The 21,217-nt window shown below is 74.9% G+C and carries 20 protein-coding genes; 8 read left to right on the top strand and 12 right to left on the bottom strand.

The genetic code is table 11. From position 1 onward, the window contains the following. Window positions 1-14: 14 nt before the first annotated feature. Genes ACYVOF_RS08075 through ACYVOF_RS08065 form a run of 3 tightly spaced genes read right to left on the bottom strand, consistent with a single transcriptional unit; the run spans window position 15 to window position 4,028 of the window. Entirely contained in the window at window positions 15-1,934 is a 1,920-nt protein-coding gene (locus ACYVOF_RS08075; RefSeq protein ID WP_460865414.1) for a glycosyltransferase, read from the bottom strand. 12 nt (window positions 1,935-1,946) lie between these two features. Continuing rightward, the gene (glf, locus tag ACYVOF_RS08070) at window positions 1,947-3,167 is read right to left on the bottom strand and encodes a UDP-galactopyranose mutase (protein ID WP_460865412.1); all 1,221 of its coding nucleotides are present in this window, start codon (window positions 3,165-3,167) and stop codon (window positions 1,947-1,949) included. A 36-nt stretch (window positions 3,168-3,203) separates the two neighbouring features. After that, complete coding sequence (locus ACYVOF_RS08065; RefSeq protein WP_460865411.1) at window positions 3,204-4,028, bottom strand: HAD family hydrolase; 825 nt, start codon at window positions 4,026-4,028, stop codon at window positions 3,204-3,206. A gap of 156 nt (window positions 4,029-4,184) precedes the next feature. Here ACYVOF_RS08065 and ACYVOF_RS08060 point away from each other — a divergent pair, with 156 nt between their 5' ends. The 6 genes from ACYVOF_RS08060 to ACYVOF_RS08035 all read left to right on the top strand — a co-directional run bounded on the left by ACYVOF_RS08060 (window position 4,185) and on the right by ACYVOF_RS08035 (window position 7,841). Beyond that, a complete protein-coding gene (locus ACYVOF_RS08060; RefSeq protein ID WP_460865409.1) occupies window positions 4,185-4,334 on the top strand; it encodes a hypothetical protein in 150 nt (49 codons plus the stop codon). Continuing rightward, window positions 4,331-4,918 carry a PRC-barrel domain-containing protein gene (locus tag ACYVOF_RS08055; protein ID WP_460865407.1) on the top strand — a complete coding sequence of 196 codons (588 nt, stop codon included), beginning with the start codon at window positions 4,331-4,333 and terminating at the stop codon, window positions 4,916-4,918. Before ACYVOF_RS08060 ends, ACYVOF_RS08055 begins: the two co-directional genes overlap by 4 nt. Continuing rightward, a complete protein-coding gene (locus ACYVOF_RS08050; protein WP_460865405.1) occupies window positions 4,918-5,352 on the top strand; it encodes a PRC-barrel domain-containing protein in 435 nt (144 codons plus the stop codon). Before ACYVOF_RS08055 ends, ACYVOF_RS08050 begins: the two co-directional genes overlap by 1 nt. A gap of 53 nt (window positions 5,353-5,405) precedes the next feature. After that, window positions 5,406-6,272: an LLM class flavin-dependent oxidoreductase gene (locus ACYVOF_RS08045; protein ID WP_460865404.1), complete on the top strand. Its 867-nt coding sequence runs from the start codon at window positions 5,406-5,408 to the stop codon at window positions 6,270-6,272. 62 nt (window positions 6,273-6,334) lie between these two features. Beyond that, window positions 6,335-6,517: a hypothetical protein gene (locus ACYVOF_RS08040; RefSeq protein ID WP_460865402.1), complete on the top strand. Its 183-nt coding sequence runs from the start codon at window positions 6,335-6,337 to the stop codon at window positions 6,515-6,517. A gap of 211 nt (window positions 6,518-6,728) precedes the next feature. Continuing rightward, window positions 6,729-7,841, top strand: a complete 1,113-nt coding sequence (locus tag ACYVOF_RS08035) for a fatty acid desaturase family protein (protein ID WP_460865401.1) — start codon at window positions 6,729-6,731, stop codon at window positions 7,839-7,841. Here ACYVOF_RS08035 and ACYVOF_RS08030 read toward each other — a convergent pair. After that, on the bottom strand, window positions 7,838-8,620 hold the full coding sequence (locus ACYVOF_RS08030) for a lysophospholipid acyltransferase family protein (RefSeq protein ID WP_460865399.1): 783 nt from the start codon (window positions 8,618-8,620) through the stop codon (window positions 7,838-7,840). The two genes, ACYVOF_RS08035 and ACYVOF_RS08030, sit on opposite strands and share 4 nt — an antisense overlap. Window positions 8,621-8,719: 99 nt before the next feature. On the opposite strand from ACYVOF_RS08030, the gene ACYVOF_RS08025 reads away from it, so the two are divergent. Beyond that, window positions 8,720-10,297 carry a Rieske 2Fe-2S domain-containing protein gene (locus tag ACYVOF_RS08025; RefSeq protein WP_460865397.1) on the top strand — a complete coding sequence of 526 codons (1,578 nt, stop codon included), beginning with the start codon at window positions 8,720-8,722 and terminating at the stop codon, window positions 10,295-10,297. A 100-nt stretch (window positions 10,298-10,397) separates the two neighbouring features. Here ACYVOF_RS08025 and ACYVOF_RS08020 read toward each other — a convergent pair whose 3' ends face one another. Both ACYVOF_RS08020 and serS read right to left on the bottom strand, forming a co-directional pair. Next, the gene (locus tag ACYVOF_RS08020; RefSeq protein ID WP_460865396.1) at window positions 10,398-11,243 is read right to left on the bottom strand and encodes a DUF559 domain-containing protein; all 846 of its coding nucleotides are present in this window, start codon (window positions 11,241-11,243) and stop codon (window positions 10,398-10,400) included. A gap of 182 nt (window positions 11,244-11,425) precedes the next feature. Continuing rightward, window positions 11,426-12,679: a serine--tRNA ligase gene (gene serS, locus ACYVOF_RS08015; protein ID WP_460865393.1), complete on the bottom strand. Its 1,254-nt coding sequence runs from the start codon at window positions 12,677-12,679 to the stop codon at window positions 11,426-11,428. Between the two features lie 119 nt (window positions 12,680-12,798). Here serS and ACYVOF_RS08010 point away from each other — a divergent pair, with 119 nt between their 5' ends. Beyond that, complete coding sequence (locus tag ACYVOF_RS08010) at window positions 12,799-14,928, top strand: putative bifunctional diguanylate cyclase/phosphodiesterase (RefSeq protein WP_460865391.1); 2,130 nt, start codon at window positions 12,799-12,801, stop codon at window positions 14,926-14,928. A 34-nt stretch (window positions 14,929-14,962) separates the two neighbouring features. Here the strand turns inward: ACYVOF_RS08010 and ACYVOF_RS08005 are convergent, their stop codons facing one another. The 6 genes from ACYVOF_RS08005 to ACYVOF_RS07980 form a co-directional block, all read right to left on the bottom strand. Next, window positions 14,963-16,315, bottom strand: coding sequence for a class I adenylate-forming enzyme family protein (locus ACYVOF_RS08005; protein WP_460865389.1), 1,353 nt, complete (start codon window positions 16,313-16,315; stop codon window positions 14,963-14,965). 31 nt (window positions 16,316-16,346) lie between these two features. Then, the gene (locus ACYVOF_RS08000) at window positions 16,347-16,643 is read right to left on the bottom strand and encodes a hypothetical protein (protein WP_460865387.1); all 297 of its coding nucleotides are present in this window, start codon (window positions 16,641-16,643) and stop codon (window positions 16,347-16,349) included. A 40-nt stretch (window positions 16,644-16,683) separates the two neighbouring features. Further along, window positions 16,684-18,636 (bottom strand): glycoside hydrolase family 15 protein, encoded by a 1,953-nt coding sequence (locus ACYVOF_RS07995; RefSeq protein ID WP_460865386.1) that lies wholly within the window; start codon window positions 18,634-18,636, stop codon window positions 16,684-16,686. Window positions 18,637-18,647: 11 nt separating this feature from the next. After that, entirely contained in the window at window positions 18,648-19,103 is a 456-nt protein-coding gene (locus ACYVOF_RS07990) for a DUF350 domain-containing protein (protein WP_460865384.1), read from the bottom strand. Between the two features lie 73 nt (window positions 19,104-19,176). After that, window positions 19,177-20,343 (bottom strand): glutathionylspermidine synthase family protein, encoded by a 1,167-nt coding sequence (locus tag ACYVOF_RS07985; protein WP_460865383.1) that lies wholly within the window; start codon window positions 20,341-20,343, stop codon window positions 19,177-19,179. Between the two features lie 3 nt (window positions 20,344-20,346). Continuing rightward, a complete protein-coding gene (locus ACYVOF_RS07980; protein ID WP_460865381.1) occupies window positions 20,347-21,024 on the bottom strand; it encodes a hypothetical protein in 678 nt (225 codons plus the stop codon). Between the last annotated feature and the right edge of the window lie 193 nt (window positions 21,025-21,217).

Below are 21,217 nucleotides of genomic sequence, written 5' to 3'. Positions count from 1 at the left end.
CGGGCCGGGACGGGTCAGCCGTCGAGGCCGAAGACCCGGCGCCACCCCTGCGCCGAGGTCAGCGCGGGCAGCCCGGCGCGGTACTCCTTGCGCATCCGCGGGAACTCGCGGCGGAGCTCGCCGTGGGCCCGCACGGAGGCCTGCAGCAGCGACCAGAACGTCTTCGGGTTGCGCTTGCGGAAGGCGACGCCGCGCCCGTCGGCCGTGGCCACGGTGGCGCCGTCGAGGCGCGACAGCAGGAACCAGCGGGCGTCCTGCGCGGCGATGTTGAGCTGCGGGCGCTCGTGGTGCTCGTCCTTGGGCGGCATGACGTTGTGCACGAGACCGGCGGCCAGGGTGGCCCCGATGGTGACGGGGTTGGTGGGCGGCTTGAGGAACCGCTCGGCCTTGACCGCGTCCATCGACGGCAGCGGCAGCGTGCGCGACGAGGCGAGGACGGTGCCGTCGTCGAACTCGCCGCGGCGGGCGCGCACCTCGGCCAGGGCGGTGGGCAGCTGGCCGAACAGCGCGTCCGGCCCGGCCAGGAAGTCCGCCACCGCCCGGGTCTGCAGCGCCACGGTCGAGTACTCCAGCGACAGCAGGTGCTTGAGCGTGCTTTTCAGGCTGTGGGAGATCATCGCGCCGCCGCGGCGGTGCGGGCTGTGCAGCGCGGCCGCGACGAGCCGGTTGCGCAGGTGGAAGTAGGCCTGCCAGTCCGTCGCGTCGTCCTTGTCCGACCACGGCATGTGCCAGATCGCGACCCCGGGCAGCGTGGCGGTGGGGAAGCCGGCGCGCCCGGCCCGCAGGCCGTACTCCGCGTCGTCCCACTTGATGAACAGCGGCAGCGGCAGGCCCAGCTCCTCGGCGACCGCCCGGGGGATCAGGCACATCCACCAGCCGTTGTAGTCCACGTCGATGCGCCGGTGCAGCCAGGAGGTCTCGCGCAGGGACTCCTCGGCGAAGTCGTGGTCGTAGGTGACGTTGGGCGCCGCGCGCCACATGAACTTGTCCCGGTCGACGACCTCGCCCATGGAGTGCAGGTGCGAGCGGGCCTGCAGGTTGAGCATCTGCCCGCCGACGAGCATCGGCCGCTCCGCGTACCGAGAGAAGGCCACCGCCCGCAGCACCGAGTCCGGCTCGATGACGATGTCGTCGTCCATGAGCAGCACCTGCTCGCAGTCGGTGCTGGTCAGCGCCTCGTGCATGCCGCGGGCGAACCCGCCCGAGCCGCCCAGGTTGGGCTGGTCGTGGATGCGCAGCCGGTCGCCCAGCGAATCGGCGGCCTCGGCGAAGCCCGCGGCGTCGGCGACCTTGCGGTTGCCCTGGTCGGCGACGATGACGGCGGTCAGAGCGTCGCGGACGAGCGGGTCCTCCCCGAGCGCGGCGAGCGCGGCGGCGCAGTCGTCGGGCCGGTTGAAGGTGGTGATGCCGACGGCCACGGCGGCGCGACCCGCGGGCTGCGCCGTGGCGTGCCAGCCGGCGGCGTGCAGCACCACGGGCGCGTCCTCGGTGGTGACGTCGAACCAGATCCACCCGCCGTCCTCGAAGGGGGCCAGGTCGACCGAGTACTCCCGCGTGGTGCGCTCGTCGGTCTCGACGACCTCGCCGGCCACGTGGATCTGGGTGGCGTCGGCCTTGGAGCGGTACAGGTCGATGCGGCAGCGGCCCTCGACCTCGACCCGCAGCACCACGTGGTCGAGCACCGACCAGCGCCGCCAGTAGCTGGCCGGGAACGCGTTGAAGTAGGTGGCGAAGGAGACCTCGGACTCCGCGGGCAGCTCCAGGGTGGTGCGGCTGCGGGCGCGGGTGCGGCGCCGGTTCGTCGTGTCCTCGTCGAGGTAGAGCGAGCGCAGGTCGAGCGGGTCACCGGCGCGGGGCAGGATCACCCGCTGCAGCAGGGCGGCGTCGTCGGTCGCGTCGGTGGCGTCGAGGGGGGCGGGGGCGGTGGCGGTCATCGCGTCGGTCCTTCAGTCGTCGGTGGCGCCGACGAGCGGCGCCCCGGTGGTCAGGTGCGGCGCGAGGGTGTTGTCCCACATCGACAGCGCGCTGGCGATGGCCATGTGCATGTCCAGGTACTGGTAGGTGCCCAGGCGGCCGCCGAAGAGCACGCCCTTCTCGGCGGTCTCGCGCTTGGCCAGGGCCCGGTAGACGGTCACCTTGGCGCGGTCCTCGGCGGTGTTGATGGGGTAGTACGGCTCGTCGCCCGACTCGGCGAAGCGGCTGTACTCCCGCATGATCACCGTCTTGTCCGTCGGGTAGTCCCGCTCGGGGTGGAAGTGGCGGAACTCGTGGATGCGGGTGAACGGCACCTCGGTGTCGGCGTAGTTCATCACCGGCGTGCCCTGGTAGTCCCCGACGGGCAGCACCTCCTGCTCGAAGTCCAGGGTGCGCCAGCCCAGCTCGCCCTCGACGTTGCCGAAGTAGGCGTCCAGCGGGCCGGTGTAGACGACGGGCACGCCCGGGTTCGCCGCGAGCACCTCGTCGCGCACGTCGAACCAGTCGGTGCCCAGGCGCACCTCGATGTTCTCGTGGGCGGCCATGTTCTCCAGCCACGCGGTGTAGCCGTCGACGGGCAGGCCCTCGTGGGTGTCGTTGAAGTAGCGGTTGTCGAACGTGTAGCGCACCGGGAGCCGGGTGACGATGGCCGCGGGCAGCTCGGTGGGGTCGGTCTGCCACTGCTTGGCCGTGTAGCCCTTGAAGAACGCCTCGTAGAGCGGCCGGCCGACGAGCGAGACGGCCTTCTCCTCGAAGTTCGCGGCCGTGGCGCCGTCGACCTCGGCGGCCTGCTCCGCGACGAGCTCGCGGGCGGCCTGCGGGCTCAGCGACCGGCCGAAGTAGGAGCACATCGTGGCCAGGTTCACCGGCATCGAGTACGTCTGGTCGTCGAAGATCGTGAACACCCGGTGGGTGTAGCCGGTGAAGTCGGTGAACCGGTTGACGTACTCCCACACCCGCTCGTTGGAGGTGTGGAAGAGGTGCGCGCCGTACTTGTGGATCTCGATGCCGGTCTCGGGCTCCGGCTCGGAGTAGGCGTTGCCGCCGATGTGGGGCCGGCGGTCGAGCACCAGCACCCGCTTGCCCGCCTCGGCCGCGGCCCGCTCGGCGATGGTGAGCCCGAAGAACCCGGAGCCCACGACGACGAGGTCGACGCTCGGGCTGGCGGACGGGTCGGCGTGGGGGGAGCTCACGACGCCCGAGGGTAACGGACCCGACCTGCGGCGCCGTCAGGCCCAGAAGCGCTCCAGGACGGTCGCGACACCGTCCTCGGTGTGCGGCGGGGCGACCTCGTCGGCCACCTCCAGGGCCCGCGGGTGGGCGTTGCCCATGGCCACCCCGTGCCCGGCCCAGCCCAGCATCGGCACGTCGTTGGGCATGTCGCCGAACGCGATGACGCCCGCCTGCGCCGCGCCGAGCCGGGCGGCGACGCGGGCCAGCCCGCTGGCCTTGGTCACCCCGGGCGCGGCCAGCTCGACCAGGCCGTTCTCCGTCGAGTAGGTCAGGTCGACCACCCCGCCCAGCTCGGGAACCAGCCGTGCGGCCATCTCGCTCGACGTGGTGCCCGGCAGCCGCACCAGCAGCTTCACGGCGGGCGCGTCGAGCAGCTCGCCCGCCCCGACCTCGACGTGGTCGGGGTTCAACCAGGCGTGGGCGTAGCCGGGGGCCGAGACGAACTGCGGGGTGGCGGAGTCGTGCGCGCTGCGCCCGACGCGCTCCGCGGCGAGCCCGGCGCCGGGCAGCACGCGCAGCGCGACGGCGGCGACCTCGGCCAGCAGCGCCACCCCCACGGTCTCGGCGTGCAGCACCTCGTCGGCCGCGGAGTCGTAGAGCACCGCCCCGTTCGCGCACACCGCCAACGGGGACAGGCCCAGCTGGCTGGTCACCGGCGGCACCCAGCGCGGCGGGCGGCCCGTGACCAGCACGAACGGCACCCCCGCCGCGACCACGGCGTGCACGGCCGCCCGGGTGCGGGGCGTCACCGCCTCGTGGGCGTCGAGCAGGGTGCCGTCGACGTCGCTGGCCACGAGGGCGGGGGTCTCCACGCCGGTCATCCTGCCCGCCCCGCCCGCGCGGCGTCCGGGCCAGGTCCGCGGCCCGTCCTCCCCGTGCCCCGGGGGGCCCGGGGCCGGTAGGTTCGGCCCCGCGGGTCACGGTTCCGGCTGCCGACTCCCGCTCGTCAGTCCCGAGCCGTCCGAGAGGGTCCGCAGATGCAGTGGTGGGGTTGGCTCATCGTCGTCCTGGTGGTGATCGCGGTGCTCGTCGGCGCCGTCCTCGCCGTGCAGGCCAAGCGGCGCTCCGGCGGGGTCATCATCGACCCGTCCGGTGGCGGGAAGCCCGGGACGGGGTCGGGCGCGTGAGCTACCTGCTGCGCTCCTCGGAGATCACCAAGCGTCCCGTCGTCACCTTCGCGGGCGAGGACGTGGCCCAGGTCAAGGACCTCGTCTACTCCGCCGGCGGCGGCGAGCTCGGCGGGTTCACCCTCGCCGGCCGCGGCCTGTTCGCCGGACCGCTGAAGTCCTCGCTGCCGTGGCAGAACGTGGCCGGCCTCGGGGGCGACGCGGTGATGATCGAGTCCGAGGAGGCCCTGGTGGCCAACCAGGAGCTGTTCGACCGCTCCGCGTCCTCGGGCGGGTCGGGGGGCGACGTGCTGGGCTCGCAGGTGCTCACCGACTCCGGCCAGGACCTGGGCACGGTCGTCGACGTCATCGTCGAGGTGCCCGACTCCCCCGGCGGGCGGGCCGACGTCGTCGGCTACGAGATCGAGTCGTCCGAGGCGCTGGGCAACAAGGGCGCCAAGGTGCTCATCCCGCTGCCGGACACCCTCTCCGCGTCGAAGGAGCACCTCATGGTGCCCACCAGCGCGAAGGACTTCGTCGGCCACGACCTCGCCGGCTTCGGCGCCTCGGTCGAGGCGTTCCGCGCGCAGCTGGGAGGCAAGTGATGACCCTGTTCTCCGACGCCAAGGGCCGCAAGGTCGTCAGCACGTCGACCGCGGACACGGTCGGCAAGATCAGCGAGTTCGTCGTCGACCCGTCCTCGCGGTCCGTCGTCGCCGTGCTGTGCAAGAAGACCGAGGACGGCGACACGCTGCGCTGGTCGGACATCACCGCCTTCGGTGACGACGCCGTGACCGTCGCCAACGCCGGCGTGATCGGCAGCCCGGACGAGACGGTGGGGGCGCTCACCGGCAAGGACCACCACGTCCTCGGCAAGCGCGTGCTCACCAGCCGCGGCGCCGACCTCGGCAAGGTCAAGGACGTCGAGTTCGACCACGAGTCCGGCGCCATCGAGAACCTCGTGCTCGACGACCAGAGCATCGGCGGTGCGCGGCTGCTCGGCGTGGGCTCGTACGCGGTGGTCGTCCGGGCGGAGTAGACCGTGCGTGACCACTGCCGCCAGGGCGCGAGGTCCCGTCCACAGCAGGCCGGGTGAGGGTCGGGGTCGTCGTCCTGCCGCAGTCGCGCTGGCACGGCGAGGGCGGTGCGGCGCAGCAGTGGCGCCGCGTGGAGGACCTGGGCTTCGACCACGCCTGGACCTACGACCACCTGTCGTGGCGCTCGCTCGCGGCGCAGCCGTGGTTCGGCACCGTCCCGGTGCTGGCCGCCGCCGCACTGGTCACCTCCCGGGTACGCCTCGGCACCTGGGTGGCCTCGCCGAACTTCCGCCACCCGGTGACCTTCGCCAAGGAGGTCATGACCCTCGACGACCTCAGCGGGGGCCGGCTGACGCTCGGGCTCGGCGCGGGCGGCACCGGCTTCGACGCGGAGGTGCTCGGCGGGGAGATGCTGCCCGCCCGGGAGCGGGTGGACCGGCTGGCCGAGTTCACCGACCTGCTCGACGAGCTGCTCCGCGAGCCGGTGACGACCCGTCGCGGCGAGCGCTTCAGCGCGGTGGACGCGCGGATGGTCCCCGGCTGCGTGCAGACCCCCCGCGTGCCGTTCGTTCTGGCCGCCAACGGCCCCCGCGCCATGCGGGTGGCGCTGGAGCACGGCGCCGGCTGGGCCACCACCGGGCCCGCCGCGGCGGACGACCTCGACGGCTGGTGGCGCGGGGTGGGTGAGCTGGCGGCCCGGTTCGACGACCTCGCCGGGGGCCGGGCGCTGGACCGCCACCTGAACCTCGACTCCGCGCCGCGGTACTCGCTGAGCTCGCTGGAGGCCTACCGCGACGCCGTGGGCCGGGCGGGTGACCTCGGGTTCACCGACGTCGTCGTCCACCACCCCCGCGGCGGGGACGACGGGGTGTTCACCGGCACCGTCGACGTGCTGGAGGCCGTGGCGGCCGAGCCCCGCTGAGGCCCGCTCAGGAGCCCGACGAGTGGGAGTGCGAGCGGCCCCCGCCGCCGGGGGAGAGCTGCGTGCCGGGTGCCTGGGTGCTCGGCGTCTGGGTGCCCGGCGTCTGCTCGTCCTGGCCCGCCCCCGACGTGGCTGCGTTCCCCGCGACCGTGGGCGCGGTGCCCGTCCACGCCGCCACCGACGCGACGCCCGCGCCGACCACCGACGCGGCCACCAGCGCGCGCGTCACCCACCGGGCGCGCTGACGTCCCTGGACCGGGTGCACGGCCACCTCCTCCTGGTCTCCGACGGCTCTGCTCCCCACTGTGCCCGCCGGACCTGTGACGACGCTGGGAGCGTCCGCCGTCCCGCGCCGTCGTCGCCCACCGTGCACACTGGGCACCCCACCCACCCAGACCCCAGCGTCGCCAGAAACCCGGTGCTGTGCTCGCCGCCCTCCGACGGGAGCCCCACCCGATGTCCTCTGCGACCTCCGTGCCGACCTCCCCGCCGACCGCTGCTCCGGCCGCCGCGCCGACCGCCCCCGGCCGGGTGCGGGACCGCCACGTCAGCGACTACGCCGACCTGTCGAAGCTGGTCCGCGCCTCCGGCCTGCTCGAGCGCCGCCGCGGCTGGTACCTCGGCCGCATCGCCGCCACCGTCGCCGCGTTCGTCGCGGTGTGGGCGTCGGTGGCCGTGCTCGGCGACACCTGGTGGGTGTTGGTGTCCGCCGCGGTCCTCGCCCTGGTCAGCTCCCAGCTCGGCTTCCTCGGCCACGACGGCGCCCACCGGCAGATGTTCACCTCCCCGCGGGCCAACGCCTGGACCGCCCGGGCCCTGTCCTGCGGCCTCGCCGGGCTGAGCTACAGCTGGTGGATGGGCAAGCACAACAAGCACCACAACGCCCCCAACCAGGTGGGCAAGGACCCGGACATCGCGAACGGCGTGCTGGCCTTCACCCCCGACGACGCCCGCGCCCGCACCGGGCTGCCGCGCTGGCTGGTGCTGCGGCAGGGCTGGTTCTTCTTCCCGCTGCTCACCCTGGAGGGCCTGGCCCTGCACCACGCCAGCATCGACAGCCTGCTGCGCACCCGCGGGACGTGGTGGCGCCTCGAGCTGGGCGCGATCACGGTGCGGCTTCTGGGTGGGCTCGGGGTGCTGTTCTGGCTGCTGCCCCCGGGCAAGGCCGTCGCGTTCACCGTGCTGCAGCTGGCCGTGTTCGGGGTGCTGCTTGGCGGCTCCTTCGCGCCCAACCACAAGGGCATGCCCATCGTCCCGCCCGACGCCCGGATCGACTTCCTGCGCCGCCAGGTGCTCACCAGCCGCAACGTGCGCGGCGGGGCCGTCACCGACTTCGCCCTCGGCGGGCTGAACTACCAGGTCGAGCACCACCTGTTCCCGTCGATGCCGCGGCCCAACCTGCGGGCGCTGCAGCCGCTGGTGCGGGCGCACTGCGCCGAGCGCGGTGTGCCGTACCTGGAGATGGGGCTGTGGCAGTCCTACGGCGTGGTGGTGGCCTACCTCAACCGCGTGGGCCTCTCCGAGCGGGACCCGTTCGTCTGCCCGCTGCGCCAGGCCACCCGGGGCTAGCCGGGCAGCTTGCCCTTGCGCTTGAGCTCGGCCACCTTCTCCCGGCGCCGGGCCACCCGGGCCTTGGTCTCCTCCCGCTCGAGCACGACGGCCTGCTCGGGGGTGGGCGCGCCGCCGCCCAGGCGGGCCGGCAGCCAGTGCGCCCCGGCCGGGGCGTCGGGGTAGGCCTGCTGCACCGCCTCGAGCTGGCTCTGCATGCGTCCGCGCACCACCGCCATGAGCTCGTCGGGCGTGCCCTCGGGGGCGACCGGGGCTCCGACGGAGACGTGGATGGGGGTGCGGGTGCGGCCGAGCCGCTTGGGGTGGTCCTTGGTCCACACCCGCTGCGAGCCCCAGATGATCATCGGCAGCACGGGCACGTCGGCGTCGAGCGCCATGCGCGCCGCACCGGTCTTGAACTCCTTGAGCTCGAAGCTGCGGCTGATCGTGGCCTCGGGGAACACCCCGACGATCTCGCCGGCGCGCAGGTCCTCCACCGCGGCGCGGAACGACGCGGCCCCGGCGCTGCGGTCGACGGGGATGTGGTGCATGCCGCGCATCAGCGGGCCCGCGACGGGGTGGTCGAACACCTCCGCCTTGGCCATGAACCGCACCAGCCGCTTGCGGGGCAGCGCCGCCAGGCCGGCGTAGGTGAAGTCGAAGTACCCGACGTGGTTCATCGCCACCACGGCCCCGCCCGTGAGCGGGATGTTCTCGCTCCCGGTGACGGTGAACCGCAGCCCCTGGAACGCGAACAGCACCTGGGCGGTACCGATGACCGAGCGGTAGACAGGCTCCACGGGAGGTGACGCTAGTCGCCCTGCCCGCGCGGTCGGGTCCGCGTCGCCGCTCTACCCTGGGAGGGTCCAGCAGCGGCGTCACGGCAGGGAGCTCACAGGGTGCAGGTCACAGCGGTCGGTCACGCGGGGTTCCACATCGAGACCGCGGCCGGGACGATCCTCTGCGACCCGTGGGTGAACCCGGCGTACTTCGCCTCGTGGTTCCCGTTCCCCGACAACACCGCCCTGGACTGGGACGCCCTGGGGGCGTGCGACTTCCTCTACGTCTCCCACCTGCACAAGGACCACTTCGACCCCGAGCTGCTCGCGAAGCACGTCAGCAAGGACGCCCGGGTGCTGCTGCCGGACTACCCGGTGGAGGACCTGCGCCGCGAGCTGGAGGCCTTGGGCTTCCACGACTTCGTCGAGACGCAGACCTCGGTGAAGCAGACCGTCACCGGCCGCGACGGCGCGAGCATCGACGTGATGATCGTCGCGCTGCGGGCGCCCGCCGACGGCCCGATCGGGGACTCCGGGCTGGTCGTCGACGACGGCGAGACCGTGCTGTTCAACATGAACGACTCCCGCCCGGTGGACCTCGACCCGGTGTTCGACGCCTTCGGCCGGGTCGACGTGCACCTGCTGCAGTACTCCGGGGCCATCTGGTACCCGATGGTCTACGACATGCCCGAGCGGGCGAAGGTCGCGTTCGGCACCCAGAAGCGGCAGCGGCAGATGGACCGGGCCCGGCGCTACGTCGAGCAGGTCGGCGCCTCCTGGGTGGTGCCCAGCGCGGGCCCGCCGGCGTTCCTCGACGACGCGCTGCGCTCGCTGAACGACGACCACGGCGACCCGGCGAACATCTTCCCGGACCAGTGGGTGTTCCTCGACCAGCTGCGCCGCAACGGGGCCGAGAACGGGCTGCTGATGGTGCCGGGCACCGAGGCCGAGTTCCACGGGGCGCAGCAGCCGAGGCTGACCCACCCGGTGCCCGAGGCGCAGGTCGAGGCCATGTTCACCGACAAGGCCGCCTACCTGGAGGCGTTCGCCCAGCGGCAGCGCCCCGTGCTGGCCGCGGCCAAGGCGTCCTGGGCGCCCGACGAGGGCGAGCCGCTGCTGCCTGCGCTCAAGGCCCTGTTCGAGCCCGTGCTGGCCGTGGCCGACCAGATCTGCGCGGGGATCGGCGGGCCGCTGCAGCTCGACCTGGGCGAGGAGCAGCTCGTCGTCGACTTCCCCAACCGGGTGGTGCGGCCGCTCGCCGCGGACGACAAGCCCCGCTACGGCTTCGCCATCGCCCCCGGCCTGGTGCGCACCGTGCTGCGCGACGGCGAGCCGGACTGGGTGAACTCGATCTTCCTGTCGACCCGGTTCCGGGCGTGGCGCATCGGTGGGTACAACGAGTACGTCTACACGTTCTTCAAGTGCCTGACCGACGAGCGGATGGCCTACGCGGACGGCTGGTTCGCCGAGGCGCACGACGACTCCGCCTCGATCACCGTGCGCGACGACGACGGCCAGGCCTACGAGATCCAGCGCCGCTGCCCGCACCTCAAGGCCGACCTGTCCAAGTTCGGGGTCGTCGAGGGCGCGACCATGACCTGCGACCTGCACGGCTGGTCCTGGGACCTGCGCAGCGGCCGCTGCCTCACCTCGAAGGGCCACGAGCTGCGCACCGCCGCCGCCACCCCCGCCGGCTGAGCCCCCGGGGCGCGGCCGTCGGGACGTCCCGGCCCACTCCTCCGCCCCTGGACCGGGCAGGCGGCCCCGGGCGCGGATCGAGTGGGCGCGGACGTCCCGCTCAGGCCCCGCGCCGCAGCCGCACGACGCGCGCCACCTCGTCGGCGACCGCGTCCACGTCGGCCAGGACGTCGCTCGCCGCCCAGCGCAGCACCAGGTGACCGGTCAGCAGCAGCGCGTTCTGCCGCCGCCGGTCCGCGGCGAACACCGCCGGCGCGCTGTGGAACGCACGGCCGTCGACCTCGACCACCGTGCGGCTCGCCGGGTCGAGCAGGTCCACCCTGAACGGCCCCACCGAAGCGTTCGCCACCAGCCGCAGGCCGCGGCGCGCCAGGGCCCGGCCCAGCAGCCGCTCCGGGTGCGACGCCGCCCCGGGCGCCGCGCTGTCCAGGGCGGCGCGAGCCGAGGGCGCACCCCGCCACCCGACGCCCCGCGCCAGGTCGACCCGGGCCGTCCGCAGGCTCACCCCCGCGGCCGGGGCCGCCTCCGCCAACGCGACCCCGTCAGGCAGGGACCGGGTGCCCAGCACGTCGACCAGGGCCCGCTCCGGCGTGAGGACCGGCGCACCCCGGTGCGTCGTCACCCAGGCGGGCGGGAGCGCGCGGCGGTGCAGCCGCAGCCACGGCGGGGTGCGCAGGTGCACCGGACGCGGCACGGTCGCCTCGATGACGTCGGGCTCGCCGGTGACGCGCCACAGCCACGCCGCGGTCGCGTGGCTGAGCACCGCGTCGGGACGCCACCGCGTGACGGCCACGCACAGCGACCACGTGTCGACGTCCTGCGGGCGGACCGCGTAGACCCCGGGCAGCAGCCGCCGGTAGCGGCCGCGGGCGACCCGGGAGCGGGCGGTGCTGGCGGGAACGCCGAGGGCCGCCAGCTCGGCGAGGGTGCGGATCGGGGTGGGCACCGCACCAGGCTGGGGCAGCGGCGGCGGGAGGGAGGGCGCTCGTCGTCACCTGGGGACGGGCCGATCCGGGTGTCCCCAGGTCGTCGACGGGACGTCCCGGACCACCGGATCGGTGCTAGGGGCCCCTCGTCCGGTCGGGGTCACGAGGAGTGGGCCGGGACGTCCCACCAGCGGGGCCGGGGCTAGCGGGGGCGCAGCACGTCGGTGCCGACGAAGGGCACCAGCGCCGCGGGCACCCGCACCGAGCCGTCCGGCTGCTGGTGGTTCTCCAGGATCGCCACCAGCCACCGCGTGGTGGCCAGCGTCCCGTTCAGCGTGGCCGCGACCTGGGTGCGGCCGTCCTCGTCGCGGTAGCGCACGTTCAGCCGGCGCGCCTGGAAGGTGGTGCAGCTCGACGTCGAGGTCAGCTCGCGGTAGGTCTGCTGGCTGGGCACCCACGCCTCGCAGTCGAACTTGCGCGCGGCCGACGAGCCCAGGTCGCCCCCGGCCACGTCGATCACCCGGTAGGGAACCTCCACCGCGGCCAGCATCTCCTGCTCCCAGCCCAGCAGCCGCTGGTGCTCCTCGGGCGCGTCCTCGGGCCGGCACCAGGAGAACATCTCGACCTTGTCGAACTGGTGGACGCGGATGATGCCGCGGGTGTCCTTGCCGTAGCTGCCCGCCTCCCGCCGGAAGCACGACGACCACCCGGCGTAGCGCAGCGGCCCGGCGGAGAGGTCGAGGATCTCCCCCGCGTGGTACCCGGCCAGGGGCACCTCGGAGGTGCCGACGAGGTACAGGTCGTCGTCCTCGAGGTGGTACACCTCCGCCGCGTGCTGGCCGAGGAAGCCGGTGCCGGCCATGACGTCGGGGCGCACCAGCACCGGCGGCACGACGACGGTGAAGCCGTGGCCGACGGCCTTCTGCACGGCCAGGTTGAGCAGGCCCAGCTGCAGCAGCGCCCCCGCCCCGGTGAGGAAGGAGAAGCGGGCCCCGGCGACCTTGGCCCCGCGGTCCATGTCGATGATGCCGAGCCGCTCGCCGAGCTCGAGGTGGTCCAGCGGGTCCGCGATGTCGGGGACCTCGCCGTGGTGGGACAGCACCACGTAGTCGTCCTCGCCGCCGGCGGGGGCACCCTCGACGACGTTGGACAGCGCGCGGTGCGCGGTGTCGAGCGCCGCGTCCGCCGCCGCCTGCTCGGCCTCGGCCGCCTTGACCCGGTCGGAGAGCGCCTTGGCCCCCTCGAGCAGCGCGGGCCGCTCCTCGGCCGAGGCCCGGCCCACCTGCTTGCCCAGCGTCTTCTGCTCGGCGCGCAGCCGGTCCGCCGCCAGCACCGCGGCCCGGCGCGCGGCGTCCGCGTCGAGGAGCGCGTCCACCAGGGCCGGGTCCTCGCCCCGGGTCCGCTGGGAGGCACGCACCAGCTCGGGGTCGTCACGCAGCAGCCGCAGGTCGATCACGCCCGTCACGGTAGCCGCGGCGCCCGGGCGGCCGGACGCCGCGGGGCGAGCGACGGCCCGCCCGTTGGTCGGACCCCTGCCGTCGTGGGACAGTCGTCGTCACTCACGGGGGGTGGACGATGACGAGCGGTAGCGGCGACCTGGGCGTCGCCCGGGGGTGGCCCCGCGACCTCGCCACCGCGTCCTCGGGGGACGGCGACGCCGCCGTGCGGGCGACGGCGCGGGTCGGCACCTTCGAGGTCGTCGACCTGGCCACCGGCCGCGCCCGGTGGTCGGACAACTGCTGGCGCCTGCTCGGTCTCGAGCCCGGCCACCACGACCCGCCCCGCTACCGGGACCTGGTGCACCCCGACGACCACGACGCCGTCGTGGCGGTCGTCGACCGGGTGGTCGCCGCGGGCGGCAGCGCCACCACGGAGCACCGCGTGCTGCGCCCGGACGGCGAGGTCCGCCGGGTCGTCGTCCACACCACCGCCCAGCCCGACCCGGGGACGGGGCTGACCTGCGCGCTGGTGGGGGTCATCGTCGACGTCACCGACGACCACCGCACCCGCCGTCAGCGCGACCGGGCCGAGGAGACCCTCCGCGTCGGGTTCGAGCGCTCGATGCTCGGCGTGGGCATCACCGACGTCACCGGCACCGTCCTCACCGTCAATCCCACCTACGCCGCCATCCTGGGCCGCGCGCCGGAGGAGATCGTCGGCCGCCCGTGGACCACGTTCGTCCACCCCGCCGACCTGGCCGCCGCGGTCGAGCCCCGCGTCGCCCTGCTGGCCGGGGAGGTCGAGACCTTCCGCGCCGGCCACCGGGTGGTCCGGGCGGACGGCAGCACCCGGTGGGTCGACCGCAGCGTCACCCTCGTCGACGACGACGAGCAGCCCGTCTTCCTCACCCAGGTCGTCGACGTCACCGAGGCGCACCTCGCCGCCGAGCGGCTCGAGCACCTGGCCCACCACGACGAGCTCACCGGCCTGCCGAACCGCACGGCGCTGACCGAGCGGCTCGACCACGCCCTGGCCACGGTGGCGCCCGGCCGGGTGGTGACCTGCGTGTTCGTCGACCTCGACGGGTTCACCCTGGTCAACGACGGCCTGGGCCACGCCGCGGGCGACGAGCTGCTGCGCCAGGTCACCCGACGGCTGCAGCGGGTGCTGGAGCCCGGCGACACCCTGGCCCGGTTCGGGGGGGACAGCTTCGTGGTGGTCCGGCGCGACTGCCCCCCGGACCGGGCGGCCGACGTGGGGCGCGAGGCGCTGGCCCTGCTGGAGCAGCCGTTCGCCCTCGACGGGCTGCGGGTGGCGGTCAGCGCGTGCGCCGGCGTCGCCTCCGGTGCCGCCGGCCGCGACGGGGACGCGGTGCTGCGCGAGGCCGACACCGCGGTGACCCGCGCCAAGAACCGCGGCCCGCACCAGCTGGTGGTCTTCGACGCCGACCTCGCCGCCGACGTGGCGCAGCGGCTCGACACCGCCGTGGCGCTGCGCGGCGCCGTCGGCCGGGGCGAGGTCGTCGTGCACTACCAGCCGGCCGTCGCCCTGGGCGGGGACGACGAACGGGTCGTGGTGGTCGAGGCCCTGGTCCGGTGGCAGCACCCCACGCGCGGGCTCGTGGGCCCGGACGAGTTCGTGCCGTCGGCCGAGCGGACCGGCCTGATCCACGAGATCGGCACCCACGTGCTGCGGGAGGCGTTCCGCACGGTCGCCCGGTGGCGCCGGGAGCTGCCGGGGGCGCAGGACCTGCACGTCGCGGTGAACGTCTCGACCGTCCAGCTGCGCGACGGGGACCTGCGGGCCGTGGTGGCGGGGGCGCTGGCCGAGACCGGGCTGCCCGCCGGGGCGGTGTACCTCGAGGTGACCGAGTCGGGGGTGATGGACGACGTCGCCGGCGGCACGGACCGGCTCCGGGAGCTCCGCGGGGACGGCGTGAACATCTCGGTCGACGACTTCGGCACCGGGTACTCCGCGCTGGGCTACCTCATGACCCTGCCGGTGGACGCGGTCAAGCTCGACCGCGCCTTCGTCACCGCGCTGACCGACCCCGCCAGCGCCGAGCGGGCCCGGCAGGTGGTGGCGGGCATCGTCGCGCTGTGCGCCGCCCTGGGCGCCTACCTCGTCGCGGAGGGGGTGGAGCTGCCCGAGCAGCTGGCCCTGCTGCGGCGCCTCGGGGTGAGCGCGGTGCAGGGGTTCCTCGTCAGCCCGGCCCTCGCCGCGGCGGAGCTCGAGTCGTGGTGGGGGTCCGCGCTGCCCCCGTGAGGCCCGGCCGGCCCCGTCAGCCCCCGCGGCCCGGTCAGCCCGCCGCCCGGCGCAGCTCCGTGCGACGCACCTTGCCGGTGCTGGTACGGGGCAGCTCGGCCAGCACCCGCCAGCGGCGTGGGCGCTGCGCGGCGAGCAGGTGGGTGCGGGCGTGCTCGTCGAGCGCCTCCGTGCCGGCGCCCGGCGCGAGCACCACCGCGGCCTCGACCCGCTGGCCCCACCTCTCGTCGTCCACGCCGTACACGGCCACCTCGCGCAGCAGGCCACTGGACTCGAGCACCCGCTCCACCTCGACCGGGTAGACGTTGACCCCGCCGGAGATGACGAGGTCGTCGCGGCGGCCGTCGAGGTGCAGGTAGCCCTCGTCGTCGAGGCGGCCCAGGTCGCCGACGCTGAACGCGGGGCCGTCGGCGGTCTCCCGCCACGCGGCCGCGGTCTTCTCCTCGTCGCCGAAGTAGGTGAAGCGCGCGTGCTCGGGGACGACGCACCAGATGGTGCCGTCGGGGTCGGTGCGCAGGGTGCGCCCGGGCCGGGCCCGGCCGACGGTGCCGGGGTGGGCGAGCCAGTCGGCGGCCGGGCACGCGGTGAACTGGCCCTCGGTTGAGCCGTAGAACTCCCACACCGCGCCCGGGGCGGTGCGCTCGAGCACCCAGCGCTTCACCGGGTCGGGGCACGGGGCGCCCGCGTGGGCCAGCAGCCGCAGCCGGCCCAGCACCGCGGCCGTGCGGGGGTCGTCGGCCTCGCGCAGGCGCTGCAGCTGGGCGGGGGCGGTGAACATCGTCGTCGGGTGGTGCTGCTCGGCCGCCGCGAGGAAGCCGTCGACGCCGAACTTGCCCACCACGACGACGTCCCCGCCCGCGAGCAGCGTCGCGAGGGCGAACCGCAGCGGGGCGGAGTGGTACAGCGGGCTGACCACGGCGTGCACGTCCGCGGGGCCCATCGACCACAGCTGCGTCTCCTCCTCCCACAGCGCGCGAGCCGCCGCCGGGTCGAGCACTCCGCTCCACACCCCCTTGCGCCGCCCGGTGGTGCCGGACGTGTAGTGCATGGGCCGGCCCAGCGGCACCGGGGCCAGCGGCGCCGGCGGGTGGTCGTGCAGCGCGGCGAGCGCCTCCGGGGTGTCCACGACGAGTGCGGGCGCGGCGTCGGCGAGCAGCGCGTCGAGCTCGGTGCGCGGGGTGGCCGGGTCGAGCACCACCGGCACCACGCCGGCGCGCAGCGCCCCGCCCACCGCCGTCACCAGCCGGGTGCTGGGCCCGACGACGAGGGCGACCCGGTCACCGCGGTCGAGGTGGGCCAGCCCGCCGGCGACCCGCGCCGCCAGCTGCTCCGCCTCCGCCGCCGTCACCCGGTCCGGGGTCGGGGGGATCGCCGTCGCACCGGTCATGCCGCCACCCTAGGCAGGCCCGGCCCGCGCCTCAGGCCGAGCCGGGCACCAGCCGCAGCACCGGCCGGGCGCGGCGGCGCAGGGCCGGGTGGTGGGCGGGCCACGCGGGCTCCGGCCGGGCCGGCTCGGGGGCCGGCAGGGCCGCGGCGGCGTGCTCGCAGCACGGGTCCGCCGGCCCCGGTCCCGGCCCCGCCGGCGGCACCGGGGCGAGCAGGGCGCGCCGGCCCACCAGCCGGCGCACGCACCCCAGCAGCGCGGCCCGGTCGTCCTCGGTCAGCGCGGCCGGGTCCAGCGCCGCGAGCTCGTCGAACACCTCGTGCAGGTCCATGCGCGCACGCTCGCACCGACCCCCGACAACTCCGGCCGGCTCAGCTCGCCGCGGCCCCCTCGGCAACCTGGTCGCGCGGCGCGGTGCGGTCGCCCGCGAGGCCGGCCCCGTGCTCGAGCAGCAGCGCGGTGTTGACCAGCGCGAGGTGGCTGAAGGCCTGCGGGAAGTTGCCCAGCTGGCGGCCGGCCTCGGGGTCGTACTCCTCGGCCAGCAGGCCCACGTCGTTGCGCAGCGCGAGCAGCCGCTCGAAGTGCGCCCGGCCCTCGTCGACCCGCCCGGTGAGCACGAGCGCGTCGGAGTACCAGAACGAGCAGGCCAGGAAGGCCCCCTCCCGGCCGGAGAGCCCGTCGCTGCCCTGCTCGTCGGAGGTGGTGTACCGGTCCACGACGTCACCGCGCAGCAGGGTCCGCTCGACCGCGGCCACCGTGGAGCGCACCCGCTCGTCGTCCCCGGGCAGGAACCCCACCGCCGGGACGAGCAGCAGCGCCGCGTCGAGCTCGGTGCCGCCGTAGTACTGGGTGAAGGCGCCGACCTCGTCGTTCCAGCCCTTCTCGCACACCTCGGCGTGCACCCGGTCCCGCAGCTCGCGCCAGGTGTCGACAGGGCCCTCGAGGTCGAACTCCTCGACCATCTTCACGGCCCGGTCGAAGGCCACCCACACCATGACCCGGGAGTGGGTGAAGCTGCGCTCCGGGCCGCGGACCTCCCAGATGCCGCGGTCCTCGCGCTGCCACACCTCGGTCAGGTACTCCAGCAGGGAGCGCTGCAGCGACCACGCCAGCCGCGAGCCGTCCATGCCGGCGCGGCGGGCCAGGTACAGGGCGTCCATGACCTCGCCGAACACGTCGAGCTGCAGCTGGCCCGACGCGGCGTTGCCCACCCGGACCGGGGTGGAGCCCGCGTACCCGGGCAGCCAGTCGACCTCCCACTCCACGGCCTGCCGCTCGGCCATCACCCCGTAGAGGATCTGCATGTTGCGCGGCGAGCCGGCGATCGCGCGCAGCAGCCAGCGCCGCCAGGCCACGGCCTCGTCGGTGTAGCCGTTGCCGGCCAGCGCCGAGAGGGTCAGCGTGGAGTCCCGCAGCCAGCAGTACCGGTAGTCCCAGTTGCGCTCCCCGCCCAGGACCTCCGGCAGCGAGGTGGTGGGGGCGGCGACGATGCCCCCGCTGGGGGCGAAGGTCAGCGCCTTGAGCGTCAGCAGCGAGCGCTGCACCGCCTCGCGGTAGGGGCCCGCGTACTCCCCGCGGGAGGACCACTCCCGCCAGAAGGCCGTGGTGTCCGCCAGCTTGGCCACCACGTCCGGCGCAGCGGGGGGGTCGGTGACCGAGGAGAACCACTGCAGCGACCAGCTGCGCCGCTCCCCCGCGGCCAGGGTGAAGGTGGCCGCGTGCACGGCGGTGGAGTCGACCGGCTTGGGCAGCACGTCGCCACGCAGCACCACCGCGTCCGGGCCCGCGGTGGCCACCAGCCTGCGGTCGCCGTCCCCAGCCGGGTTGCGCTTCCCGTGGCGGCTCATCCAGGGCACGACGGTGCCGTAGTGGAAGCGCATGGTGAAGCGCATCTCCAGCTCGACCTCGCCGTCGAGGCACTCCACCACGCGGTAGACGTCGATGGAGTCGTCGCGCGGGGGCATGAAGTCGGTCAGCCGCACCGTGCCCGTGGCGGTGGTCAGCTCGGTGTCGAGGACCATCGTCTCGCCCCGGTAGGAGCGACGCCACGAGGTGACCTCGCCGGTCGGGGTGATCTGCCAGTGCCCGTTCTGCTCGTCGCCGAGCAGCGCGGCGAAGCAGGCGCCGCCGTCGAAGCGCGGCAGGCACAGCCAGTCGATGGACCCCTCGTGGTCGACCAGGGCCACGGTCTCGAGGTCGCCGATCATGGCGTAGTCCTCGATGCGGCTCTGCCCCGACGTCGCCGCGGAGGAGTTCCCGTCGACCGGGTCGTGCTGGGCGGGGGCCCCGCCGGTGAGGGTCGTGTCGCGCTCGGCTGGGTCCACGCCTGCAGTGCCTACAGCACGGCCGCGGCGACGACCAGTCCGACGGCGACGTGCGCGCCCGCGACGACCCGGGCGGCGTAGCGGGCGGTGGTGTCGGCGAGCACGGCGCCGATGTCGATGCGGCTCACCGCCTCCAGGGCGCGGACGGCCAGGACCTGCCCGACGATGCCGACGAGGCCGAACACGGCGGTGGCGATGAGGCCCTCGAGCAGCGCGCCGCCCGAGCCGTAGATGGCCACGACGACGATGAAGGCCATCGACACCAGGCCCGCGGCGGTGACGACGACCGCGTTGGGCCTGCCCTCGCGGACGAACACCGTGAGCTTGCCCGGCGTGGTCAGGTCGAGGGCGACGAAGCCGACGATCATGAGGACGGTGCCGAGCACGGCGTAGGCGACGATCGCGCCGACGCCGCGGCCCAGGGTCGAGCCGAAGCCGGCCTGCAGCGCCAGGGTGGTGGTGGTCATCGGGGACGGGCTCCTCAGCTCGGGTGGGTCACGCTCGGGTGGGTCGGGGCTCGGGCGGGTCGGGCTCGGGTGGTCAGCCGGTGGGGATGCGGTGGGGCACGAAGGCGGCGCCGTCGTCGGTGACGAGCCCGGCGGTCTCCCGGATGCCCAGTCCCGCCGAGGTGTCCCCGACGACCCATGCCCCCAGCGCGGGCCGCATGCCGTCGAACACGGGCAGCGGGTCGAGCAGCTGGTAGACGAAGCCCTCCTCGCCGTAGACCCCGCCGGTCGAGACCTCGTGGCCCGCACCGACGACGGTGACGTTGGCCCCCTCGCGGCCGAGCTTGGGCTTGCGGACGTACTCGGTGAGGACGCCGGGGTCGTCGAGGAACGCGGGCAGCAGGTTCGGGTGCCCGGGGTGCATCTCCCACAGCACGGCCAGGATGGCCTTGTTGCTCAGCAGCGCCTTCCACAGCGGCTCCACCCACTGCGTCCGCGGCAGCTCGGCCACGACGTGGCGGCCGAAGTCGTCGTCGAGCACCCACTCCCAGGGGTAGAGCTTGACCACGGTGTCCATCGGGGACTCCTCGAGGTCGACGAACCGGGCCAGGTCGGAGTCCCAGCCGATGTCCTCGATGGGCAGCCCGACGGTGTCGAAGCCCGCCTCCGCCGCCGTCTCCTGCAGGTAGGCGGTGGTGACGTGGTCCTCCCCGGTCCGCTCCGCGCCGGACCAGGTGAAGTGCACCGCGGCCGAGGGAAGCTGGGCGCGCAGCTCGCCGAAGCGGGCGACGAGCTGCTCGTGCAGCGAGTTCCACTGGTCGTCACCGGGGTGGGCGTCGGTCAGCCAGTGCCACTGCAGGATCGAGGCCTCGAGCAGGGTGGTGGGGGTGTCGGCGTTGTACTCGAGCAGCTTGGCCGGGCCGGACCCGTCGTAGCGCAGGTCGAAGCGGCCGTAGACGTGCGGGTCGCGGCGCCGCCACGACGCCGCCACCGCCTCCCAGCTCCACTCGGGCAGGCCGAAGTCGCGGTAGCGCTCGGTGAGGACGACCTGCTCGACCGCGTCGAGGCACATCGAGTGCAGCACCTCGACGTCGGCCTCGAGGGCGAGCACCTCGGCCATGTCGAACACGTAGTGCACCGACTCGTCCCAGTAGGGCCGGGCCGAGCCGTCGCCCTGACGCGCGGGGGTGCCGTAGACCAGGCCCTGGGCGGCCACCGTCTGCTCCCACCCCGGCCGGGGCGCGGAGCGCTCGCGTCGCACGCGTCAGCTCCCGCTGCTCTTGCCCGAGCTCGACCCGAGACCGCCGCGCGACACCGACCCCGACCCCGAGCTCGACCCGGAGCCCGCCGAGGACCCGCCGCCGTCGCTGGAACCCCCCGAGCCGGAACCCCCCGAGCCGCTGCGCCGGGTGGTGGTGCCGGTGCTGGAGACGTCCGCGCCGGAGGAGGTGCTGACGCTGGCGCCGCGCGGGTAGACCGTGCTGCCGCCGCTGACCCGCTGCCCGAGCGAGCCGTAGCCGCCGTAGTTGTAGCGGTAGGAGCGGCCCCCGACCAGGAAGATCCCCGAGGTGTTCGGCGAGCCGTCGCAGAACCGGTCCTCCACGACGACGCCGTCGCTGGTGGTGCACCTCGCCGTCACCTCGTCGTCGGAGCCGACCACCGCGTAGGCGACGGCGACCAAGCCCACCACCCCGACGACGGCGCCGGAGCCGATGAGGATCTTGGTGCGCCGGGACCTGCGGCGCCGGGCCTCGGCGTCGGCCAGGTCGGCCTGCTGACGTCGCTCGCGGGCCTTGTCCCGGGCGCGCGCCTCGGCGACCGTGGGCGGGCGCGGCTGGGTGACGCCGGCCTCCTGGAACCGCACGCGCGAGGCGGGGTCGTCCGGGGGCGTCGCCGCGGGCGGGCCGGGCGGGTCGGGCGGGCCGCCCGGAGCCGGGTACATGGCCGGGCCCCGGCCCGCCGGCGACGGGGTCGCGCTCCCGGGGGTCCCGGGCGGCGGCCACGACCAGGTCGGCGGCGGGTCACCCTGCGACCCCTGCCCGGGATCGCCGTCCTGCCGCCCGTCCACCACGCCCCGCACCCCCGTCGCCCGGCGCCGCAGCGCCGGCACCCCCGCTCGTCGCGCCCGCGCCCCC

The sequence above is a fragment of the Rhodococcus aerolatus genome, assembly GCF_054783215.1.
Note: the sequence above shows the minus strand (reverse complement) of the source record. Positions and strands in the feature narration are given on the sequence as shown.